Here is a 19961-nt window from a genome sequence, read left to right on the forward strand (position 1 = left end):
GCTGCTAATTGATACACCGCTACACATGCAAATGCTTTTGAAGCATATGCTACTTCTGCTTTTACGCCCAATTTTTTAAACGTATCGATAAAGCTACGTGCACGCTTACGAATAAGTGCAGTATCATACACGAAAAGTGGTGTACCATACTCTTTTGCTAAGTCTAGTGTGTCTACCTGTCCAATTGTTAAATGACCATCTTCAGATACCGCTTGTGTTCCATATAAATGCATGTGCATCTCTCCCTTTTCACATCGTTCCATCTTGTTATTTTTACGCATTGATAGCGAAATTGTACCTTCAAATAAACGTACACCATCAAATAATTATTTCCACTAAGCAAGAAAATGTAAATGTATAATACTTACTTTTTCTTGAATGAAAATAATTTTTGCAAAAATCACAAAATACTATATGTGAACTTTATCACATGAAAAAAACGAGTGCAACGGCTCCTATGATCTTTTTCGCTGTTTGGAAGCGACTACATAAGGTCTTAATGCATCCGCAGTCATTGGGAAGCGAATAATGACACGTAGCATTGCCTTTGGAAAGAATGGAACTAGCGGCCATAAATAAGGTGCCTGCATTGGTCGCAATGAACATAAATACGTAAACAATAAAAATAATCCAATAAATAATCCGTTGACACCCCATATACCTGTCATAATCAATAACATCAACCTAAAAATTTTGATTGAGATACTGAGCTCATACGACGGGATAATGAAAATAAGAATAGCAGCAACAGCTGTATAGAGCACAACCTCTGAAGAAAACAATCCTACATCAATGGCAATTTGACCAATAATCACTCCCGCAACCAATCCCATCGCAGTAGATAATGGTGAGGGAGTATGAATGGCGGCCATCCTTAGAAACTCAATACCTATATCGGCAATCAGAATTTGCAGCAATAAGGGTACATGTGATTTTTCCTCAATACCTAAAAAGGATAGGGCATCAGGAAGTAACGATTCATTCGTTGCAAATACATACCACAATGGTAGTAAAAGTAAACCCATTACAGAGCCAAAATACCGCATTAGACGTACAAAAGTTCCAACAGTTGGCGCCTGTCTATACTCTTCTGCGTGCTGTAATAAATGAAACATCGTAACAGGCACAAGAATAACCGATGGAGAGGTATCTACCACTATGGCTATATGTCCTTCAAGTAGATGAGCTGCTGCAATATCCGGCCTTTCCGTATAACGTACAAATGGAACTGGATGAAACTTCTGCTTAAAAAGCCATTCTTCTAGCGATTTATCGGCCATCGTCAGGCCATCATGATTAATTTGTCCAAGACGCTGTCGTAATCCTTCGAGCATATCTTCATTGGCAACATCCTTCATAAATGCAATCGCGACGTCAGTTTGGCCGATTTTTGATATTTTATGTAGCTCGAAACGTAAATTACTATTGCGAATTCGTCTACGAATTAAAGCCGTATTCTGCATTATTCCTTCCGTAAAACCATCCCTCGAACCTCGGATAACCTTTTCATTGTCAGGCTCCTCTGGTGAACGACCCGGGTAGTTTCTCAACTCGGCAACAAAGCAATAGCCCCCTTTAGTAATAAAGGTTACTTGTCCACTTAAAATGGATAGTAAATAGGCTTTACGCTCTGTTTCCTCTGAACGTCCATGGAAATTAAAATAGGACTCAAAATATTCTTTCTCATCCTCAACATCAATTTCAATGTCCGAGTCCTCATCTGGGAGCATACTAGAGAGTAATTGTGTTAAAGCTTCCCCGTCCACAAGTCCGCTAATATAGGCACAAAGGACCGGCAAATCTTTGACAAATAAGTGTTTGACACAAACGTCAAATGATTCGCCGTCACCAAAATGTTCTATAAGAAAATCTTCGGCTTCTTCTAAGCTGTTAAATAATTTATTTGTCATGCTGTCACCATTTTCTTAGATGTCTTTTTTCATTACTTCTTGCTCCACTGTTGCACTTGTCGCCATCCAACTTTTCAGCTGGGCGAGGATTTTTTTCTCTAAACGGGATACTTGTACCTGAGATATTCCAAGTCTAGTCGCAATTTCAGTTTGCGTGCAATCTGAAAAATAGCGTAAATAAATAATAGACTGCTCCCTCGGCTCAAGTCTCGTGAGTACTTCTTTCAATGGAATATAGTCAAATGGTTGTTCTGATTTTTCATCTTTCATTTGATCCATCAATGTAATGGAATCCCCTTCGCTTTCATACAATTGCTCGTGGAGAGATGCTGGATCTCTTAGCGCATCAGAAGCTGTGACAATTTCTTCAGCTGTAACACCAAGCACCTGAGCAAGCTCTTGAATAGTCGGTGGATGTTCATTCTTTTTAATAAATTCTTCTGTAGCATGACGGATTTTAAAGTTTAGCTCACGAATCGAGCGACTCACCTTCACCATGCCATCATCCCTTAAAAAGCGTTGAATTTCTCCGATGATCATTGGTACTGCATAGGTTGAAAACTTCACATCATAGGTTAAATCAAATTTATCCACAGATTTCATGAGCCCTATGCAGCCAATCTGAAATAAATCCTCGAGTTCAACACCCCTTGTTGTAAAACGTTGAACGATGGACCACACAAGCCTCGTATTACCTTCTACCATTCGTTTACGAGCCTCATGATCGCCCTGCTGTGCACGTGCAATTAGATCACGCATTTCCTCCTGAGACAATAGCTTATCGGACGACTGTTCTAACGGCTTCACTGTCTCAACCTCACATTACCGCTGTGCGAACTGTATAAAATTTCTTCGTAAACGTTACAGTTGTTCCTTCTTGCCATTTAGACATAACTGTTAGCTGATCCGAAAAACTATCCATAATAGTAAAGCCCATACCTGAGCGTTCCATTGCACTTTTCGTTGTAAATAACGGCTCCATTGCTCGACTAACGTCTTCAATTCCTACCCCTTTATCCATGACAGATACTGTTACAATATCATCCTCACGTTTTGCATGAACTGTAACAACACCCTTACCATTTTCTTCATAGCCATGAATAATGGCATTGGAAACCGCTTCTGAGACAACTGTTTTAAATTCTGATAACTCATCAATTGTTGGGTCTAATTGTGCAATAAAGCCTGTAACAGCCACACGTGCCAAGGCTTCATTTTCACTAAGTGCTAAAAAAGTTAATGTCATTTCGTTATCCATTTACAATCCCCCTTACGCGATCAATCGCTTGTTCCTCTGTTGCATCCATCATCCACGGCCCTAAACCTGAAAATTGAAATACTTTTCGCATCGTTGGCGATGGATTCAATAAAATAGTTCGCCCAGCAACTGCTTCTAACTCTCGCATACGACCAAGCACTAATCCAACTCCTGAACTATCCATAAAAGATAGGCCTTCTAAGTTCCAAATGATGGTCGTCACAGTGCCTTGAAAAATTGCTGCAGAAATTTTTGCTCGAATTTGTTCTACTGCATGATGATCGAGCTCCCCAAACAAACGTATAACGACTGTCTCTCTTGTGACCATTTCTAATTGATAATGCATGAACATCGCCTCCTTCTCGTGCAATTCCACATTCAATACGGTGAATCCTTGCGGCTGACAGAACTAGTGCAAAGTCTTCCGAAATAGTGTCTAATCGACATACTTATAGCTTTTTAGGTTAAGTGCAGTATGGGATAAATCTACATTTTTTAAACGCAACTCATTCTTAAACTTCAATTGTTCTATTCTTTAATTTGTTTGTCTTCTAAGCTCAATCCATCTATTTGATTGTTCTTTCCTTAAAACACAAAAAAGCGAGAACTCTCTAAAAGTGAGAGCTCTCGCTAAACTAACATTTATACAATTGTATAAGCTTTTTGTACTTTATTAATTGTTTCTTCGTCAATTGGATTATTTGAGTATAGATAAGCAATGGTATCACCATTGTTAACATGATCGCCTTTTTTAGCAATCAACTGAATTCCTGCATCATAATCAAGTTCAGATTCCTTCGTTAAACGTCCAGCTCCTAAACCGACACTCGCTTCACCAACTAATAGGGCATTAATTGTTTCCACCGTACCCTCTGTAATTGCTGTTACCGCTACTTTATAAGCTGTGTCATTTTGAACAATATCAGAGACTACTCCACCTTGTGCGACAATAAACTCCTCAAATTTTGCAGCGGCCGAACCATCCGCAAGCACACGCTTAACAGCTGCAGTTGCTTCTGCTTCCTTTACACCAGCGGCAACTTGATACATTAAGGAGGCAATGACGACACATTCATCGACTAAATCTTCATGTGTTTCTTCTAACTGTCCTTTTAATAAAGCATAGGCTTCTACGACCTCAAGCTTATTACCAATCATTTTACCTAGTGGGTTATCCATATCGCTAATATGTGCAACCACTTTACGTCCTAGTTTTTCTCCAATAGCTATCATTGTATCCGCTAAAAGCTGTGCTTCTTCTTGTGTCTTCATAAAGGCACCAGATCCACATTTAACATCTAATACAATACCATCGGCACCACTTGCAATTTTTTTACTCATGATTGATGCAGCGATTAATGGTATAGAATCAACCGTACCTGTTACATCTCGAAGGGCATACAACTTTTTATCAGCTGGCACTAGATTACCTGTTTGACCAGCTACTGCAATTTTATGTCGATTGACATTATCAATGAACTCTTGTGAGGAAAGCTCTGTTTTCAAGCCTTTAATCGATTCTAGTTTATCGATTGTACCTCCAGTAATACCTAGACCTTTACCACTAAATTTAGCCACAGGAATTCCTAGGGAAGCAATAATTGGTGTAACAACAAGTGTAACCTTATCACCAACTCCTCCTGTTGAGTGCTTATCAATTTTAAAGCCTTCAATGGATGTTAAATCAATAACATCACCTGATTCGATCATGGCCTTTGTTAAATAAAATGTTTCATCATCAGACATACCTAATAAGCGTATTGCCATTAACAGTGAACTTGCTTGATAATCTGGGATTGAACCTGTCGTATAGCCTTCAACAAAATACTGAATTTCAGCTTGAGATAGCTCTAATCCTTGTTTTTTCTTTTCAAACAGTTGAACCATATTCATACGAATAACCCCCTTATTTCAAATCCTGTAAGAAACTTTTGCCGAATGGTGGTGCTTCTACATGAAAGTTTTCAGCAACTGTTGCTGCAATATCCGCAAACGTTTCACGAAGTGCAAGTTCTGCTCCTCCGTTGAAGCGTGGTGAATAGACAATTAACGGTACATATTCACGCGTATGATCTGTTCCATGGAAGGTTGGATCATTTCCGTGATCAGCTGTAATAATTAATAAATCTTCTTCTGACATCGCTTCCAAAATTTCTGGTAAACGTGCGTCAAACTCTTGTAATGCCTGTCCATATCCTAATGGATCACGACGATGGCCAAAATTGGCGTCAAAGTCTACTAAATTTAAGAAGCTCATACCACGGAAGTCACGGCGTACAACCTCTGCAAATCGATCCATACCATCCATATTATTTTTTGTACGAACGGCATCTGTAACACCTTCACCGTTGAAAATATCAGAGATTTTTCCAATAGCAATTACATCTAACCCTGCATCCCTCAAAACATTCATCGTTGTACGGCCAAATGGCTTTAATGCATAGTCATGTCGATTGGAAGTACGAGTAAAGTTTCCTGGTGTACCAACAAATGGACGTGCAATAACGCGCCCTACTAAATATTCAGGCTGTAATGTTAATTCACGAGCAATTTCACATATTTTATATAATTCTTCTAATGGAATGATTTCCTCATGTGCAGCAATTTGTAAAACAGGATCTGCCGACGTATAGACAATAATCGCACCTGTTTCCATATGCTCCTTACCAAAGTCTTCAATGACTTGTGTACCACTTGCCGGTTGATTGCACAGCACTTTACGACCTGTACGCTTCTCTATCTCAGAAATAAGCTCAGCTGGAAACCCTTCTGGATACACCTTAAATGGTTTATCGATATTTAACCCCATGATTTCCCAATGACCAGTCATCGTATCTTTACCAACAGATGCTTCTTGCATTTTACCGTAGTATGCTTTTGGTTCCTTAACTGGATGCATGCCTTGCAATGATTCAATATTTGCTAAACCAAAGGACTCCATCACTGGCATTGTAAGCCCATTCATTTTTTCAGCGATATGTCCTAGTGTATGTGCACCAACATCACCAAAATTTGCAGCGTCCGGTGCTTCACCAATACCTACGGAATCCATGACAACAACATGGATTTTGTTAAACGGTTTATTCATAATGGTTGCCTCCTAATCTCATGACTCTATTTTACCAAAAAAAAGCTAAAAATAAAGGTCAGACATCCGACTAAAAAATATTTTTCCTTTTAGAAGTGTTAAGCTCGTGGATGGAATTGCTTATAAACCTCAGATAATCGGGTTTTACTAATATGTGTATAAATCTGCGTAGTAGAAATATCTGCATGGCCAAGCATTTCCTGCACCGCTCGTAAATCGGCTCCATTTTCAACCAGATGAGTAGCAAAGGAATGTCGCAATGTATGTGGTGTTAACTCATGTTGGATGCCTGCCTTTAATGCATGCTCCTTCATTAATTTCCAACAACCCTGCCTTGTTAAACGTTTCCCTCTTTGATTAATAAAAAACGCATCTGTTTTTGGATGCTTTCCTTGTAATTGACCACGAGCACCGTTTAAATAGGCATTAATGGCTGATAGTGCATTTTTGCCAAGTGGAATAATCCTTTCCTTTCCACCCTTCCCAAATACACGTACAAAGCCCATTGTTAAATGAATATCGGCTAAGTCCAACGCAATAAGTTCACTGATGCGCATACCTGAGCCATATAATAACTCTAGCATTGCTAGATCACGTATACCTTGTGGTTTACTACGATTTGGAGCTGTTAGTAAAGCTTCAATTTCTTCGATAGATAGGATATTCGGCAATTTTTGCTCTATGGTTGGCATTTCCAAATGAACCGTTGGATCTGTTTCAGCACGCTTTTCTCGCAGTAAAAATTGGTGAAAGCTCCGAATAGAGGAGATATGACGAGCAACGGTACGGCTTGTCTTGCCTTGTGCCCGCAATTGCTCTAAATGCCGTAATATGGTTGTTCGTTCCACACGGCTAAAATCAGCCATCCCCTCTGCCTCCTGTAAAAAATGCACATAGCTTTCTAAATCTCGGCGATAGGATGCTAATGTATTATCAGATAACTGCCTTTCCACCTGGATAAAATGGATATAGTCCTCTACTGCATATTGAAACTCATTCATCACAACGCCCCCTCACTGTCAATTATTCTCTATTTTAGCACGGCAAAAAGAAATGTGCTAAAGCACCCTCCATTCGACATAATTCAACCCATGTCGTTACATCGTAAGTTCAGAAATTCGGGTTAGCCTAAAAGCTAATCTTCCCAATCATTGCTTTCTACTGAATCAAGATAAAACAAAAAACTGCCTATTTCAATCTATACTAAAGATTAAAACAGACAGTTTTTCGTTATTAGTCTTCATTCGTTTCGTCGTTCTTATCATGACAGCGCCAGCATATGCCGTGGAAAGTTAGTCGGTGATCTTTGATGATAAAGTTCCAACGTTTTTCAACTACGGCTTCCACATCTTCAAGCAAATCTTCTTGAATTTCATCAACAGCACCACATTCGATACAAACAAGATGATGGTGGAAATGGGCAGCTCCCTCTTGGCGTAAGTCATAGCGCGATACGCCATCGCCAAAGTTGATTTTGTCGACAATTTTGAGCTCAGTTAATAATTCTAACGTTCTATAAACAGTAGCTAGACCAATCTCTGGTGCTTTTTCTTTTACTAAAAGGTATACATCCTCAGCACTTAGGTGGTCCTCTTCGTGCTCAAGCAAGACAGCAACTGTCGCTTCTCGCTGCGGCGTCAGCTTGTAACTAGCACTATGCAACTGTTTTTTTATACGATCAATTCGGCTCTCCATGTGACGCCCCCCTAAACTCTTTCCATTATACCAAAGGAGTAAATCCTATTACAAGATAGTGAATAGATTTCTAACAAGCTTCTATTTTTTTATCTGATCTCAATTTATGTCCATTCAATTCATCATTTTAACACATAAGAAATAACAATAAACTCTGCAACTAGTATGATGAAAAATGCGATAAAATTCAACAAAATTGTCCGACCAGATACTTGTTTCCCGATTTTTCGCTTTGACCAAGCAGGTACAAGTAAATTGCATAGGACTAGCAACAATATACAATAGATGAGCTGAAATGGAAACCACCAAATCGTATAAAGCCAAAAAGCTTCAAGTTTTTGTAATAAAAAAACCGAGCTAAAGCCAAAAAAAGTGGCACGCATAGCTACAGTCACACGTACTAAAACCTTTAAAACGCTATGTGTCGCTAGTAGCAAAACAAGGCCTATGGAAATAGCAACAGGTAAAACTAAACGAAAAATGGATTGCCTGTCCTCATCTGCTAAACGAGGCTCTATAAATAAAATAAATGGTTCCGCTTTCGGTCCACCAATAATATGAAAGAAGATAACACCACAAACGAAACTTACCGCAATGATGGAAGCGTGATAAAATATAGACACCGTACGAGACATAAACATGCTCCTTTTCTATCAAGGTTTGTACAGCTTATGCTCGTCCGTCTCTATTATGCTAAAAGATTATTTTCTAAATTTGCTGCAAGCCAAAGTACCGCAAATGCTGTTTTAGCATCGTATATTCGTTGATCTACTACCATTGTTTGTGCCTCTTCCAACGAAACTTCTAATAGTTCGACAAATTCATCCTCATCTAAGTCTGCTTTATTTTCTATTTTATATAAACCCTTGGCAACAAATAGATAAATAACTTCATCCGCAAAGCCTGGAGATGTCGCAAATGCCTGTAAAAAAGTTAGACTATGTGCCCCATAGCCAGTCTCCTCCTCTAATTCTCGGCGTGCTGTTACCACTGGTTCCTCACCAGGCTCAAGTTTACCAGCAGGAATTTCAATTATAGAACGTTCAAGCGCTTTACGATATTGCTCTACCAACACTAGTTTCCCCTCAGCCGTAACAGCAATGACTGCCACAGCACCTGGATGCTTGATAATTTCTCGTTTGGCAACCTGACCATTCGGTAACGTCACATCATCAATTTGTAGTTTTACTATTCTTCCGTCATAGACCGGTGTCGTTTTAGTTGTTTTTTCCTCAAACTTTTTCATTGACGATAACCTCGCTTGTTCTTCAGATATGTTCATTGTACCATTACAAGTAGAGAAATCGAAGGAGGTTGTTCACATGAAAAAAAGACAGCTTGGCACAAGTGAATTGTTTATTTCAGAGATCAGTTTAGGAGGCATGTCTCTTTCGACAGATAAAAAGCAAGCTGCTACTATTGTCGATATGGCTTTAGATGCTGGCATTAATTATATTGATACAGCAGATTTATATGATTACGGTGCAAACGAGGAAATTATTGGGGCAACCCTAGGAAAACGTCGTAAAGATGTTATTTTAGCCACAAAAGTAGGTAATCGCTGGACTGAAGGTGTCAATAGCTGGCACTGGGATGCATCCCCGTCCTATATAAAAGAAGCCATACATGCTAGCCTACGTCGTTTAGGTACTGACTACATTGATCTTTACCAATTACATGGTGGTACAATCGAGGATGACTGGGATGGTATTATCAGTACATTTGAGGATTTGAAAAAAGAAGGTATTATTCGGGAATATGGTATTTCCTCCATTCGCCCCAACGTGCTACGTCGTTTTTTACCCGCAAGCTCAGCAAAAAGCGTTATGATGCAATATAGTGCATTAGACCGTCGCCCTGAAGAATGGTTTGAGTTGATTGCAAAGGAAGGTGCATCTGTCGTAACACGTGGAACAGTTGCGAAAGGCTTACTAACGAATAGCTGGCAACAACGTCTACAGCATGTAAATGGTTTTAATACCTATACAGTAGATGAGTTATCTACAACGTTAACAGACTTAGCTGCTCAATATGATGATTTACATGCACTGGCAATCGCCTTTAATCTAAAAGAACCTACTATCGCTTCAACGGTCATCGGTGCAAGCTCACAACAACAATTAGCTGAAACACTTGCTGCATATGAAAAAATTGATTCGATAACAGATTTTAAGAAAGTCAATAAGCTGACTAAAGATGAGCATTATCAAGAACACCGATGAAAAAATGGTTGATCTTTATCATCTGTCTAGTCATACTAATCACCTCTTCAAGTATGACCTACGAGCAACAAAGTATTTTACCTGAATTAGAAGACTTACTTTCCAATAAACCTTTTGAAGAACAACTATCCGTTTTAAAAATTCCGTATTGGGGAACAACCGTATCTATTGAAGAACGCGGTTATTTTCCATTTGTAGAATTTTTAATTCGTAAATTGACACATTTTATCGGGTTTGGATGTATTGCACTTGGTCTGTACTTTGCATGGGGAAAACGCCGTTTTGCAGCTATTATTGCCATTATCGGCACGGCTTTTATCGCAATGCTTGATGAATTTCGTCAAAGCTTTACTCCAGGTCGCACGATGAGTGGTCAAGATGTGCTTGTTGATACAGCCGGGGCCATTGTTTTTGTTGGTGCAGTCGTCATTATAAGGAAATTGTTTAAAAATAAAAGACAAAAGGCGTTGTTTTAGCCTTTTGTCTTTTATCTATAATTAATGAGGAATCTCCAAAAAAAGAATGACTCTGTTTCTTTATATAATGTAGCTCCTGCTTTTTCTAAAACTCGATGGGAAGCCTTATTATCCTTTTCAGTATCAGCTATAACATACTTTACATTTGGTTGACTAAGTAACCAGTTCTTCAATGCGATGATGGTTTCTGTCATATAACCACATCCCTGAAAACTAGGAAAAGTGTAATAACCAATGATCACTTCCAGCCTCTCGTTAGGCATCCCTTTTAGCATAATGCCTCCAATAGCACAATTTTGTTCTTTTAATACAAGCAACCAATTTGTATGCCACAGATAGTTTTGCTCATCTTCTAAAACCTTGAAGAGTCTGAAATGCAATGCTTGTTTAAGCTCGTCATCTAATATTTCCTCAAACTTACTTAACGACAGCTCTTTTGCCATTTGTTCTCCACGCTCAATTAGTAATTGTAGATACTTAGCATTTAAAGGTATTAATCTTAATCTTTCTGTTTGTATTTCTAACATGGCTGTTACTCCTATCATAATTTAATCATTTAATAAACTACAATAAGGTATATGTTATTGGCAGCGTCCTCCATTTTATGATTAAGAATCTCTTGCCTTTATAATATCGTCTATTAAAGGATATTTTATATGGACATAAAAAAACAGTGAATCCATTTGTGCATGAATTCACTGCTTTCCCATTTAATATTTTGAGCCTTTATCTCCGTATTCGTTTAGTAATTCTTCAAACGATTTATTTTTTTCACGTTGTTTGCGTTCAAATGCAAGTTTTGCTTGGCGTTCTTCTTCTGCCGCTTGCTCTTTAGCAGTTAAATCTTGCTTCGCAGCTTTTAATTTTGCAAGTACATCGCCACCTAGTTGGTCTGCTAATGTTACAGCTTCTTGCTTTGGTAAACTTGCTGTCATGCTATTAGCCGCATGTTGCTGTTGTTTTCGTTTCTTTCCCATTCCATTCACCTACTTATTGACATTAAGGGCGCTTGACAACAGTTGCTACGCCTTGTCCACCACCAATACATAATGTGGCTAAGCCCGTTTTTGCATCACGCTTTTCCATCTCATGTAATAGCGTCACTAAAATTCGAGCACCACTTGCACCGATTGGGTGACCAAGAGCAATCGCACCCCCGTTAACATTTAGTTTATCATGATTAAAGCTTAATTCACGATCTACAGCAATCGATTGTGCTGCAAATGCTTCATTTGCTTCAATTAAATCCACATCATCTAATGTTGCCCCTGCCTTTTTTAGCGCTTTTTGCACTGCTTTGACAGGACCTGTTCCCATAATGGCAGGATCGACTCCTGCGCTGGCATTAGCAGAAATGATGGCCATTGGTTGAATACCGAGCTCTTGTGCCTTTTCCTTTGACATCACAACAACGGCTGCGGCACCATCGTTAATGCCAGATGCATTCGCTGCTGTTACTGATCCATCTTTTTTAAATGCTGGACGTAACTTTGCAAGAGAATCTGCTGTCACACCTGCTCGAGGAAACTCATCCTTTTCGAAAAGAATAGGATCACCTTTGCGCTGAGGAATCTCTACAGCGACAATCTCATCTTCAAACTTGCCTGCAGAAATTGCGGCCTCTGCACGTTGCTGTGAGCGAGCTGCGAAATCATCCTGCTCTTCTCGTGAAATCTCGTACATATCACATAGGTTTTCTGCTGTAATTCCCATATGATAATCATTAAACGCACACCACAAGCCATCATGAATCATTGTATCGACTACCTTTTGATCTCCCATACGGAAGCCTTCTCGTGCATTTTTTAAGACATAAGGCGCTTGACTCATATTTTCAAAGCCACCTGCAACAATAATATCAGCATCTCCTGCTAAAATGGCCTGTGTTGCTAAATGAACAGCCTTTAAACCAGATCCACATACTTTATTGATGGTTAAAGCTGACACTTCATGTGGTAAACCAGCCTTTATCGCTGCCTGCCGCGCTGGGTTCTGCCCAAGTCCTGCTGATAAGACGTTCCCCATAATCACCTCATCGACCTGCTCTTTTGCTACACCTGCACGAGCTAATGCTTCTTTAATGACAATACTACCTAAAGTTGTTGCTGGTACGTCTTTCAATGTCCCTTGAAATGAGCCTATAGCTGTACGCACAGCACTCACGATTACTACCTCATTTGTCATGTCCATTCTCCCCTTTTCCCCGTTCAAAAATCAACACTGCATGCATATGCTACTAGCAGATATGTATATTTTAACAAATGTTTTGACGATTTTCGATAATAGAAATAATCGCAGTTTTGCCAAAGTTATTGTAAAATGTTGACGTGTTTTAAACAATCTTAGTTGGGAACATTACAAATAAGAAATAGCATGTGGAGGTGTTTTAGATGAAAAAGAAGATGCTTTTATTTTCTGGTATTACGACAACGCTAGCCGCGGCTGCAACAGGTTTGTTCGGCTTCGCGCTTTCCAATAAATTAATGTATATACAGCAAAAAGACCCTGAATTTGTTCGCGAACGTGAAACGACAGCTAAGCGCTTTGACGAAGCTTGGTATAATAATAATTTGAAGTGTGAACTCAATATTGATTCTCCAAATGGTTACACCATTCGCGGCATTATGTTTCAACCTTTGGAAACCAATAACACCATTATCATTTGTCATGGTGTTACGGAAAATAAAATAAATTCCGTAAAATACGCGCGATTATTTGAAAGACTTGGCTATAATTCAGTTATTTTTGACCACCGTCGCCACGGTGAATCTGGAGGCAAAACTACGAGTTACGGCTATTATGAGAAAAACGATCTGGATGCGGTAGTGAAAACAGTCAAGGCGATGATTGGTGAGGATGCTATTCTTGGTATTCATGGTGAATCCATGGGTGCTGCAACTATGCTACTGTATGCTGGGACAGTAGAAGATGGTGCTGATTTTTACATTTCCGATTGTGCGTTCTCTGACTTTTCGATGCTTCTCAAGCAAATCGCCAAAACAGAATTTAAATACGGTTCCATTATACCCATCCGTTTTGCCGATTTCTTCGTTCGCCTAAGAGATGGCTACTCTTTTAAAAGTGTCACACCTGCTGAAGCAGTTACCCATATTGAAAAGCCAATACTTTTTATCCATAGTATTCCAGATACATTTATTCCAGCCTCTATGTCACTTGATTTATACAATAAAAAAGTAGGTCCAAAAAAATTAAAACTCTTTGATACAGGTGCACATGCACAGTCCTTTAATGAAAATATGGATGAATATGAAGATTTAATTCATGATTTTTTAGAAAGTTTTATTTACCAAAAAATAAATCGAGATTCTTCCTCCTCCAACGTCATACCTTTCCATTTTTAGCAATATAAAAACCTTGCTGATTAAAAATCACGCAAGGTTTTTAAGTTATTTTATTCCGCAAAAACGATATGCCATTCATCACGTTTTGCTAAAAATTCTTTCGCTAAGGCTTGTGCCCCTTCCAAGCTATGGCTCGCCGCCCATCCACATTGCACCTCATTGCATGCAGGCACTGCTGTTGCTTTCGTCACATCTGTAAAGGTTTTTTCCAAAATAGATAATAAATCTTCATAATCAGTGTGATTAATAAGTGATACATAGAAGCCTGTTTGGCAACCCATTGGACTGAAATCAACAATATGATCAGAGTAATTGCGGATAATATCAGCTGATAAATGCTCTAAAGAATGTAAGGCTGGCATTTCCATGTGCTCTTTATTGGGCTGTTTAAAGCGTATATCGTATTTGTACACTTCATCGCCATTTTTCCCAGTTTTAACACCTGCTAAACGAACATACGGTGCTTTTACTTTCGTATGATCCAGATCAAAACTTTCTACATTTGTCTTTTCACGTTCCATTTCTAACAGCTCCTTTTCTATCAATACTACCTATTATAGCTAGTTTCCCAAAAATAAGTGTAAATATTTTAAATTGCATGAAATTTTATATTTTTAAAGAGAATATCAATCTGATAAAATGTTCCTCCCATTTCAAGGGGTTTTCGATATCCGCTTTTTTGTCCTTCATGAAATAATAGAAGTGTTGAATATTTGAGATAAAAAATGTATAGCTGCTCCATTATTAAACATTTCTTAAACAAAAAGAAGGGATTATCTCAATTTACTTTTGAGATAATCCCTTCTTTTTGAACCCACGAAAAAAGCAACCAGTTACTGAAACTAGCTGCTCCTTAAAAATTCCGATTACTTTTGGAATTTATTCATTTGTGCCATCATTTGACGTACTTGCTTTTCAGACGGCGTACGACCCATTTGTGCCATCATCATTCGAATCATTTGCTCATTAATAGGTGGGTTTTCTTTTAAATATTTCATCATAGCTTGACGAGCGAAATAGAAACCAAGTGCCGCGCCCGCTGCTAATGCGATAATTACGATAATAATCCAGCCCCATGTAGGCATACAACCAACCTCCTCCACTACAATATACCGAGAAAAACTCTCCACGCTCCATTATACACCAAATGATAGCATGTTACTATATATTGTAGTGAATTTTCCTAGTGCATTGTATACTTCATCGGCTTTAACCACCCACACTCATTATCCTGTTTATTAAAAGCAATAAACCGTTCACTCATTTTAGCAAGCATTTGAAATAGATCTAAATCTAGCATTCGCGAACCTTCGCAATAAACGCAAATTTTACGATCGACTAAATAAATAGCCATTTTGCCTTTTATAGGATGTTCTAAAAACAAAGCATTGCGAGCTCTTTCTAAATGGGCATATTTAGAATCAAGTTGATGCTCCAACATTGCTGCAATTTCTTCAAAACGAACGGATTCGCATATATAGGCAAGCTCTTTTAAGGATTTCTCATTGGCATCTTCACAGCCTTGCATCATTTCCAACAACTTACGCTCTCTGCCAAAAATAAACGTTAAATGCTCTTCTTTTATTTTATATATAGAATAGGTTCTCAACAGAAATCCTCCTTCGCTCGTTTCTTTTCCATAAGTATAGCTCATCCACTCTTGTTAATTTGTCAAACGAAGGAAGGATCTATCTTCTATTTTTGTCGAAAAAATTCTAGTTTCGGTTCTAAAAATGACTTTATGGCAAAAGCTAAAATTCGCATTAGAAATCGATGAATAGTTATCAAAAATAGTAAAAGTAAGTCGTAAAACACTCCGAAATCCCCTCTATTACTGCTGCTTAGAAGAAGCTCCGCCTCAAGACCTAGTACAAAATCAATTTCGAGTCCGTTTTAGACAATCATGCAAATAGGTAACATAAAGGTACAAACGAAAGGAGCTAAAACAAATGAGAAAATTTCTTTTTTTAACTGGAGGCGTAATCGCAGCATGTGTTGCACTTGCCTTAATCGGACCACTTGCAGGCTTACTATTCTCCGGATTATTTGTAGCACTGGGCATGCATTTCTACATCGCTAGCAAATCCACATTCGGGAAAATTTTCTGGTTTACGGTTGGTCTAATCGGAGTCCTATCTGCAGTTTCTAACATTCCAGCCATGATCGGTCTTGCAGCAATCGCTATTATCTACGTCATCTATAAAAAATGGAATGGCGAAGATGTAAAAATCCCTACAATTGAAGGGAAAAAAGAAGAAGATCCATTTACAAACTTTGAAAAAGAATGGTCAAATCTAACAAAATAAAAGGAGCGAATTTAAATGAATTTATTTCAACGTTTTAGATATACAGTAGAGGCGGACATACATCACCTATTTGATAAAAAGGAACAAAAAAATCCAATTGCGATGTTAAACCAGTACATTCGCGAGGCAGAAAAACAAACAGAACAAACAGGTAAATTATTAGAACGTCAAGGGCAATTAAAGGAAAAATTGGAGCAAGAATTTAAAGAGAACGCTGAATTACTCGCAAAACGTGAATCTCAATTAGCGTTAGCAACAACTAGCGGAGAGCAAGATTTAATTGATTTCGCAACAGATGAAGTAACAGCTTACACAGCGCGAAACCATACATTACAAGCAAGTATTGAGGCGAGTACACGAGAATACTTCGAGCTTGAGCGCAAATTCGAAACAATGAAACATAAAATTAAAGACATGAAAGTACGTCAATTACAGTTGATGGGGAAAGAAAACGTAACACGTGCTCATCATCAAATGGACGGTATGATTGCCAAAAACAATAAAACAAATTTTGAAGATTTAGAAGCCTATATTGATAAATTAGCTTACCAAATCGACAAAGATCATGAGGTTACAACTTTTGAGGCAAGATTGGCAGAATTAGAAAAAAAAGCAGCCGAAGAAAGCTCACCACTGCTAATTGAAAATAAATAACATGATATAATGAAAGCAATGCGCCAACTTTATAAGGCGCATTCTTTCACGTTTTAAATTAGAGGGACCCATTCCCTCTCTTATACTATTAGTAGAAGGAAGGGTGACCCTCTTGCAAAATTTCACAACTAATAAGCTCACATTTTGGGTACTATGCTTCTTTTTACTCGTTTTTGTAGAGCTCACTATTTTTAATAATGGTGGCGCCTTCTGTTTATTGATTGGGGCAGTACTTCTCTATTTAAGTTTTTCCAAAAAAGTACGTTTTTTCAAATGGACAGGAATTTTCTTTATTGCGGTTGCTCTGTTTACTATGTGGAGCTTACGTTTATTCATTGTAATCATGCTCTTATATATGCTCTATCAATACTTACAACGAGAAAACGAGCCAAAAGTGGTTGGTGCAGAGCTATTTGAAAAACTCCCTGCGACTAAAAATGACTTAATCGGTACAATGCCTGCTCCTACGGAAGCGTATAAATGGCAAGATGTCCAAATTCAACGCCTTGCAGGAGATATAACTATTGATACAACACAAACCATTTTACCTGCTGGTACTAGTCTTATTACGATTCGGCAAGGTATCGGCAAAGTTCAGATCTATATTCCATATGAAATCCCTTTCCGTTTACACTATACAACATTATTTGGTGAGCTTACATGCTTACATGTAGGGCCACAACGTATATTAAATGAAAGTGTTAGCTTCTCCGATGGCAACCCTGAGGATGCAAAACGTATTTTGATTATTCATGTCGCAACATGGCTTGGAGATTTGGAGGTGCTACGCAAATGATTGCCTTTATCTCAAGATTATTTACTTTATTTTTCATTTTAATGAGTGCTACATTTGGGCTGCTTGTGGCTGTTTGGGGAAACCCAGACGAAAAAAGATGGGAGCCTTTATGGCAACAGAATTACGATAATTTTCCTCTAGGTGGAATCATTGTTGTTAGCCTTTTTGCACTCAGCTTCCTGTTTGCTAGCTGGATTAGTATGACTGCTCGTGCACGAGAAGCTCAAGCAACACGTATCGTGAAGCAATTAATCGAGCCAGACTTTATTTTTCCTAAAAAGCAAGCTTTACCAAAGCCATTAAAAAAAGCACTTATTCAAACAAGTGAATTAATTGATACACAGCGTAAAAGCTTACAGCGTTTATCTAATGAACGGGCGGAAGCTAATGACAAAATTATTCAGGAGCGCATAATTGCTGAACGCCAACGACTTGCTCGAGAACTGCATGATTCCGTGTCACAGCAACTGTTTGCTGCCTCCATGTTGCTCTCCGCATTAACTGAAAATGACGAAAATGCTACGAGTTTAAAACAAGTGGAGAAAATTGTTCAACAAGCTCAGCTTGAAATGCGTGCATTATTGCTGCATTTACGACCTGTAGCGCTACACAATAAAACATTGGCACAAGGCTTAGAGGAATTGATTATTGAGCTTCAGCAAAAAGTTTATTTTCATATTGAATATGAGTTAGAGGAAATGGCCTTAACCAAGGCAGAGGAAGACCATTTATTCCGTATTGCTCAGGAAGCGCTCTCCAATACACTTCGTCATGCTAAGGCAAGTGAAGTGGAGTTACTTTTAGTTGCACGAGACGACTTAGCTATTTTACGAATTCAAGATAATGGGTTAGGCTTTGATGTAGAGGCAGATAAATCCACTTCCTATGGCTTACAAAATATAGCAGAACGAGCAGTTGAAATTGGTTGCACTTATAAAATTGTGTCAGTGCCTGGAGAAGGAACGATAGTGGAGGTTAAAATTCCACTGCATAAGGAGGAGATCAATGAAGATGATACAAGTGCTCATAGCGGATGATCATGAAATGGTACGTATTGGTGTCTCAGCGTATTTATCAGCACAACCGGATATTACAGTTGTTGGAGAGGCTGAAAATGGCAAAGAGGCTGTAGAACGTGCCCTTGAACTTAGACCTGATATAATTTTAATGGATAATGTCATGCCGATCATGACAGGAGCAGAGGCAACAGCAGAAATTTTAGCGGCATGGCCTGAGGCAAAAATTATGATGGTCACTAGTTTTTTAGATGATGATAAAGTCTATCCTGCCTTAGAGGCTGGGGCAGTGAGTTATATTCTAAAAACATCAAATGCAAAACAAATTGCCGATGCTATCCGTAAAACAATAGGTGGCGAAACGGTATTAGAGCCAGAGGTAACATCCAAAATGATGCACCGTATGCGTCACGGTAATAATACGCCCCTTTACGAGCAACTTACTGACCGTGAAATGGAAGTATTATTGCTGATGGCACAGGGCAAAGCCAATCAGGAAATCGCCGACGAGCTATATATAGCCTTAAAAACGGTAAAGACGCATGTAAGCAATATTTTGGCTAAGCTAGAAGTGCAAGATCGCACACAAGCTGTTGTCTACGCCTTTCAAAATGGGCTCGCTAAATAGCCTCCTACATAAAAAGACTGCATGTTAGCATGCAGTTTTTTATACTTTTAGAGATACTTTGGTAGATCACTTACATGATGACGTGCACCAATTACATCATATACTACTCACTCTTCTTTTTACCCCACTCACAAATTGAACCTTTTTTTATTAGATACGTTAATATTTGTAAAAAGGGGGGCATTTCTTTTATGGATCATCGTTTTACCTATCATAACTTTGTCACAAACAATGTGTTTTCCTTACTTGATCCTATCTTTCTTGTGATTTTTCTGTTCTCTATTTTGCTACTCATTATGGTTTGCATCAAAAAAACACCCATTTGGTTATGTGCTATTTTTGCCAGCTTAACCGTCATCGTTTCTGGTCAGCTTCTTTGGTTTTCTGCCATTATCGTAGATGAATTAGGAATTGGTGGTAGTACAAAGGATTTTATCCTTTTCATGGGTATTATAGTCACTCAATTCTTGGCTTTATACATTACGGTACTAAAAAGCTATAAAAAAAGAAAAGAACCGCAACACTCATTAGAGAAAGAAGCTCACTGAGT

The 19961-nt window shown here is 38.5% G+C and carries 25 protein-coding genes and 1 pseudogene; 9 read left to right on the forward strand and 17 right to left on the reverse strand.

Going from position 1 to position 19961, the window contains the following annotated elements:
- From RT445_RS12140 to RT445_RS12190, 11 genes and pseudogenes are all read right to left on the reverse strand, one after another.
- Window positions 1-233, reverse strand: a pseudogene (locus RT445_RS12140) (diaminopimelate decarboxylase); the annotation flags it as partial.
- Between the two features lie 222 nt (window positions 234-455).
- Window positions 456-1910, reverse strand: a complete 1455-nt coding sequence (locus tag RT445_RS12145; protein ID WP_274796181.1) for a spore germination protein — start codon at window positions 1908-1910, stop codon at window positions 456-458.
- 15 nt (window positions 1911-1925) lie between these two features.
- Window positions 1926-2717: an RNA polymerase sporulation sigma factor SigF gene (gene sigF, locus RT445_RS12150; protein ID WP_274796180.1), complete on the reverse strand. Its 792-nt coding sequence runs from the start codon at window positions 2715-2717 to the stop codon at window positions 1926-1928.
- Between the two features lie 10 nt (window positions 2718-2727).
- Window positions 2728-3168 carry an anti-sigma F factor gene (gene spoIIAB / locus RT445_RS12155; protein WP_155590400.1) on the reverse strand — a complete coding sequence of 147 codons (441 nt, stop codon included), beginning with the start codon at window positions 3166-3168 and terminating at the stop codon, window positions 2728-2730.
- A complete protein-coding gene (spoIIAA, locus tag RT445_RS12160) occupies window positions 3161-3514 on the reverse strand; it encodes an anti-sigma F factor antagonist (RefSeq protein WP_004232181.1) in 354 nt (117 codons plus the stop codon). Before spoIIAA ends, spoIIAB begins: the two co-directional genes overlap by 8 nt.
- A gap of 296 nt (window positions 3515-3810) precedes the next feature.
- The gene (locus tag RT445_RS12165) at window positions 3811-5061 is read right to left on the reverse strand and encodes a thymidine phosphorylase (RefSeq protein ID WP_312505398.1); all 1251 of its coding nucleotides are present in this window, start codon (window positions 5059-5061) and stop codon (window positions 3811-3813) included.
- A 13-nt stretch (window positions 5062-5074) separates the two neighbouring features.
- Window positions 5075-6256: a phosphopentomutase gene (gene deoB, locus RT445_RS12170; RefSeq protein ID WP_312505397.1), complete on the reverse strand. Its 1182-nt coding sequence runs from the start codon at window positions 6254-6256 to the stop codon at window positions 5075-5077.
- Window positions 6257-6354: 98 nt separating this feature from the next.
- Window positions 6355-7257, reverse strand: coding sequence for a site-specific tyrosine recombinase XerD (gene xerD, locus RT445_RS12175; protein WP_274796177.1), 903 nt, complete (start codon window positions 7255-7257; stop codon window positions 6355-6357).
- 232 nt (window positions 7258-7489) lie between these two features.
- Window positions 7490-7951: a ferric iron uptake transcriptional regulator gene (gene fur / locus RT445_RS12180; RefSeq protein WP_274796176.1), complete on the reverse strand. Its 462-nt coding sequence runs from the start codon at window positions 7949-7951 to the stop codon at window positions 7490-7492.
- A 122-nt stretch (window positions 7952-8073) separates the two neighbouring features.
- On the reverse strand, window positions 8074-8586 hold the full coding sequence (locus tag RT445_RS12185) for a hypothetical protein (protein WP_313470653.1): 513 nt from the start codon (window positions 8584-8586) through the stop codon (window positions 8074-8076).
- Between the two features lie 53 nt (window positions 8587-8639).
- Window positions 8640-9197 carry an NUDIX domain-containing protein gene (locus RT445_RS12190; RefSeq protein WP_274796174.1) on the reverse strand — a complete coding sequence of 186 codons (558 nt, stop codon included), beginning with the start codon at window positions 9195-9197 and terminating at the stop codon, window positions 8640-8642.
- 76 nt (window positions 9198-9273) lie between these two features.
- Between RT445_RS12190 and RT445_RS12195 the strand changes: the two genes are divergently transcribed.
- Together RT445_RS12195 and RT445_RS12200 are read left to right on the forward strand one after the other, a co-directional pair.
- Window positions 9274-10173 carry an aldo/keto reductase gene (locus RT445_RS12195; RefSeq protein ID WP_312505394.1) on the forward strand — a complete coding sequence of 300 codons (900 nt, stop codon included), beginning with the start codon at window positions 9274-9276 and terminating at the stop codon, window positions 10171-10173.
- A complete protein-coding gene (locus tag RT445_RS12200; protein WP_274796172.1) occupies window positions 10170-10649 on the forward strand; it encodes a VanZ family protein in 480 nt (159 codons plus the stop codon). Before RT445_RS12195 ends, RT445_RS12200 begins: the two co-directional genes overlap by 4 nt.
- A gap of 11 nt (window positions 10650-10660) precedes the next feature.
- Here the strand turns inward: RT445_RS12200 and RT445_RS12205 are convergent, their stop codons facing one another.
- From RT445_RS12205 to RT445_RS12215, 3 genes are all read right to left on the reverse strand, one after another.
- Window positions 10661-11176 (reverse strand): GNAT family N-acetyltransferase, encoded by a 516-nt coding sequence (locus RT445_RS12205; RefSeq protein ID WP_312505390.1) that lies wholly within the window; start codon window positions 11174-11176, stop codon window positions 10661-10663.
- Between the two features lie 183 nt (window positions 11177-11359).
- A complete protein-coding gene (locus RT445_RS12210) occupies window positions 11360-11626 on the reverse strand; it encodes a YqkE family protein (protein ID WP_274796170.1) in 267 nt (88 codons plus the stop codon).
- 22 nt (window positions 11627-11648) lie between these two features.
- The gene (locus RT445_RS12215) at window positions 11649-12833 is read right to left on the reverse strand and encodes an acetyl-CoA C-acetyltransferase (protein WP_396631732.1); all 1185 of its coding nucleotides are present in this window, start codon (window positions 12831-12833) and stop codon (window positions 11649-11651) included.
- Between the two features lie 206 nt (window positions 12834-13039).
- On the opposite strand from RT445_RS12215, the gene RT445_RS12220 reads away from it, so the two are divergent.
- The gene (locus RT445_RS12220) at window positions 13040-14011 is read left to right on the forward strand and encodes an alpha/beta hydrolase (protein WP_274796168.1); all 972 of its coding nucleotides are present in this window, start codon (window positions 13040-13042) and stop codon (window positions 14009-14011) included.
- A gap of 50 nt (window positions 14012-14061) precedes the next feature.
- Here RT445_RS12220 and RT445_RS12225 read toward each other — a convergent pair whose 3' ends face one another.
- The 3 genes from RT445_RS12225 to sirA form a co-directional block, all read right to left on the reverse strand.
- Complete coding sequence (locus RT445_RS12225) at window positions 14062-14532, reverse strand: S-ribosylhomocysteine lyase (RefSeq protein ID WP_312505386.1); 471 nt, start codon at window positions 14530-14532, stop codon at window positions 14062-14064.
- 345 nt (window positions 14533-14877) lie between these two features.
- Window positions 14878-15096 (reverse strand): YneF family protein, encoded by a 219-nt coding sequence (locus tag RT445_RS12230; protein WP_004232154.1) that lies wholly within the window; start codon window positions 15094-15096, stop codon window positions 14878-14880.
- A 98-nt stretch (window positions 15097-15194) separates the two neighbouring features.
- Window positions 15195-15620: a sporulation inhibitor of replication protein SirA gene (gene sirA, locus RT445_RS12235; protein ID WP_004232148.1), complete on the reverse strand. Its 426-nt coding sequence runs from the start codon at window positions 15618-15620 to the stop codon at window positions 15195-15197.
- 340 nt (window positions 15621-15960) lie between these two features.
- Between sirA and RT445_RS12240 the strand changes: the two genes are divergently transcribed.
- The 6 genes from RT445_RS12240 to RT445_RS12265 all read left to right on the forward strand — a co-directional run bounded on the left by RT445_RS12240 (window position 15961) and on the right by RT445_RS12265 (window position 19959).
- The gene (locus RT445_RS12240) at window positions 15961-16317 is read left to right on the forward strand and encodes a lmo0954 family membrane protein (protein ID WP_313470654.1); all 357 of its coding nucleotides are present in this window, start codon (window positions 15961-15963) and stop codon (window positions 16315-16317) included.
- A gap of 15 nt (window positions 16318-16332) precedes the next feature.
- Complete coding sequence (locus RT445_RS12245) at window positions 16333-16971, forward strand: PspA/IM30 family protein (protein WP_274796164.1); 639 nt, start codon at window positions 16333-16335, stop codon at window positions 16969-16971.
- A gap of 103 nt (window positions 16972-17074) precedes the next feature.
- The gene (gene liaF, locus RT445_RS12250) at window positions 17075-17767 is read left to right on the forward strand and encodes a cell wall-active antibiotics response protein LiaF (RefSeq protein WP_313470655.1); all 693 of its coding nucleotides are present in this window, start codon (window positions 17075-17077) and stop codon (window positions 17765-17767) included.
- A complete protein-coding gene (locus RT445_RS12255) occupies window positions 17764-18804 on the forward strand; it encodes a sensor histidine kinase (RefSeq protein WP_312505380.1) in 1041 nt (346 codons plus the stop codon). The genes liaF and RT445_RS12255 overlap by 4 nt, the downstream gene beginning before the upstream one ends.
- Window positions 18779-19411 carry a response regulator transcription factor gene (locus tag RT445_RS12260; protein ID WP_274797285.1) on the forward strand — a complete coding sequence of 211 codons (633 nt, stop codon included), beginning with the start codon at window positions 18779-18781 and terminating at the stop codon, window positions 19409-19411. The genes RT445_RS12255 and RT445_RS12260 overlap by 26 nt, the downstream gene beginning before the upstream one ends.
- Window positions 19412-19602: 191 nt before the next feature.
- Entirely contained in the window at window positions 19603-19959 is a 357-nt protein-coding gene (locus tag RT445_RS12265; protein WP_312505378.1) for a hypothetical protein, read from the forward strand.
- Window positions 19960-19961: the final 2 nt, after the last annotated feature.

It is taken from the genome of Lysinibacillus sp. (assembly GCF_032093475.1).
GTDB lineage: Bacteria > Bacillota > Bacilli > Bacillales_A > Planococcaceae > Lysinibacillus > Lysinibacillus irui.

Coding starts and splice junctions, on each gene's coding strand:
- RT445_RS12145 (WP_274796181.1), bottom strand. CDS start 1,910: ATGACAAATAAATTATTTAACAGCTTAGAAGAAGCCGAAGATTTTCTT.
- RT445_RS12210 (WP_274796170.1), bottom strand. CDS start 11,626: ATGGGAAAGAAACGAAAACAACAGCAACATGCGGCTAATAGCATGACA.
- RT445_RS12220 (WP_274796168.1), top strand. CDS start 13,040: ATGAAAAAGAAGATGCTTTTATTTTCTGGTATTACGACAACGCTAGCC.
- xerD (WP_274796177.1), bottom strand. CDS start 7,257: ATGAATGAGTTTCAATATGCAGTAGAGGACTATATCCATTTTATCCAG.
- RT445_RS12195 (WP_312505394.1), top strand. CDS start 9,274: ATGAAAAAAAGACAGCTTGGCACAAGTGAATTGTTTATTTCAGAGATC.
- RT445_RS12200 (WP_274796172.1), top strand. CDS start 10,170: ATGAAAAAATGGTTGATCTTTATCATCTGTCTAGTCATACTAATCACC.
- RT445_RS12245 (WP_274796164.1), top strand. CDS start 16,333: ATGAATTTATTTCAACGTTTTAGATATACAGTAGAGGCGGACATACAT.
- fur (WP_274796176.1), bottom strand. CDS start 7,951: ATGGAGAGCCGAATTGATCGTATAAAAAAACAGTTGCATAGTGCTAGT.
- RT445_RS12260 (WP_274797285.1), top strand. CDS start 18,779: ATGATACAAGTGCTCATAGCGGATGATCATGAAATGGTACGTATTGGT.
- spoIIAB (WP_155590400.1), bottom strand. CDS start 3,168: ATGGATAACGAAATGACATTAACTTTTTTAGCACTTAGTGAAAATGAA.
- RT445_RS12165 (WP_312505398.1), bottom strand. CDS start 5,061: ATGAATATGGTTCAACTGTTTGAAAAGAAAAAACAAGGATTAGAGCTA.
- RT445_RS12205 (WP_312505390.1), bottom strand. CDS start 11,176: ATGTTAGAAATACAAACAGAAAGATTAAGATTAATACCTTTAAATGCT.
- spoIIAA (WP_004232181.1), bottom strand. CDS start 3,514: ATGCATTATCAATTAGAAATGGTCACAAGAGAGACAGTCGTTATACGT.
- RT445_RS12215 (WP_396631732.1), bottom strand. CDS start 12,833: ATGACAAATGAGGTAGTAATCGTGAGTGCTGTGCGTACAGCTATAGGC.
- RT445_RS12240 (WP_313470654.1), top strand. CDS start 15,961: ATGAGAAAATTTCTTTTTTTAACTGGAGGCGTAATCGCAGCATGTGTT.
- deoB (WP_312505397.1), bottom strand. CDS start 6,256: ATGAATAAACCGTTTAACAAAATCCATGTTGTTGTCATGGATTCCGTA.
- RT445_RS12230 (WP_004232154.1), bottom strand. CDS start 15,096: ATGCCTACATGGGGCTGGATTATTATCGTAATTATCGCATTAGCAGCG.
- RT445_RS12190 (WP_274796174.1), bottom strand. CDS start 9,197: ATGAAAAAGTTTGAGGAAAAAACAACTAAAACGACACCGGTCTATGAC.
- RT445_RS12255 (WP_312505380.1), top strand. CDS start 17,764: ATGATTGCCTTTATCTCAAGATTATTTACTTTATTTTTCATTTTAATG.
- RT445_RS12225 (WP_312505386.1), bottom strand. CDS start 14,532: ATGGAACGTGAAAAGACAAATGTAGAAAGTTTTGATCTGGATCATACG.
- RT445_RS12265 (WP_312505378.1), top strand. CDS start 19,603: ATGGATCATCGTTTTACCTATCATAACTTTGTCACAAACAATGTGTTT.
- RT445_RS12185 (WP_313470653.1), bottom strand. CDS start 8,586: ATGTCTCGTACGGTGTCTATATTTTATCACGCTTCCATCATTGCGGTA.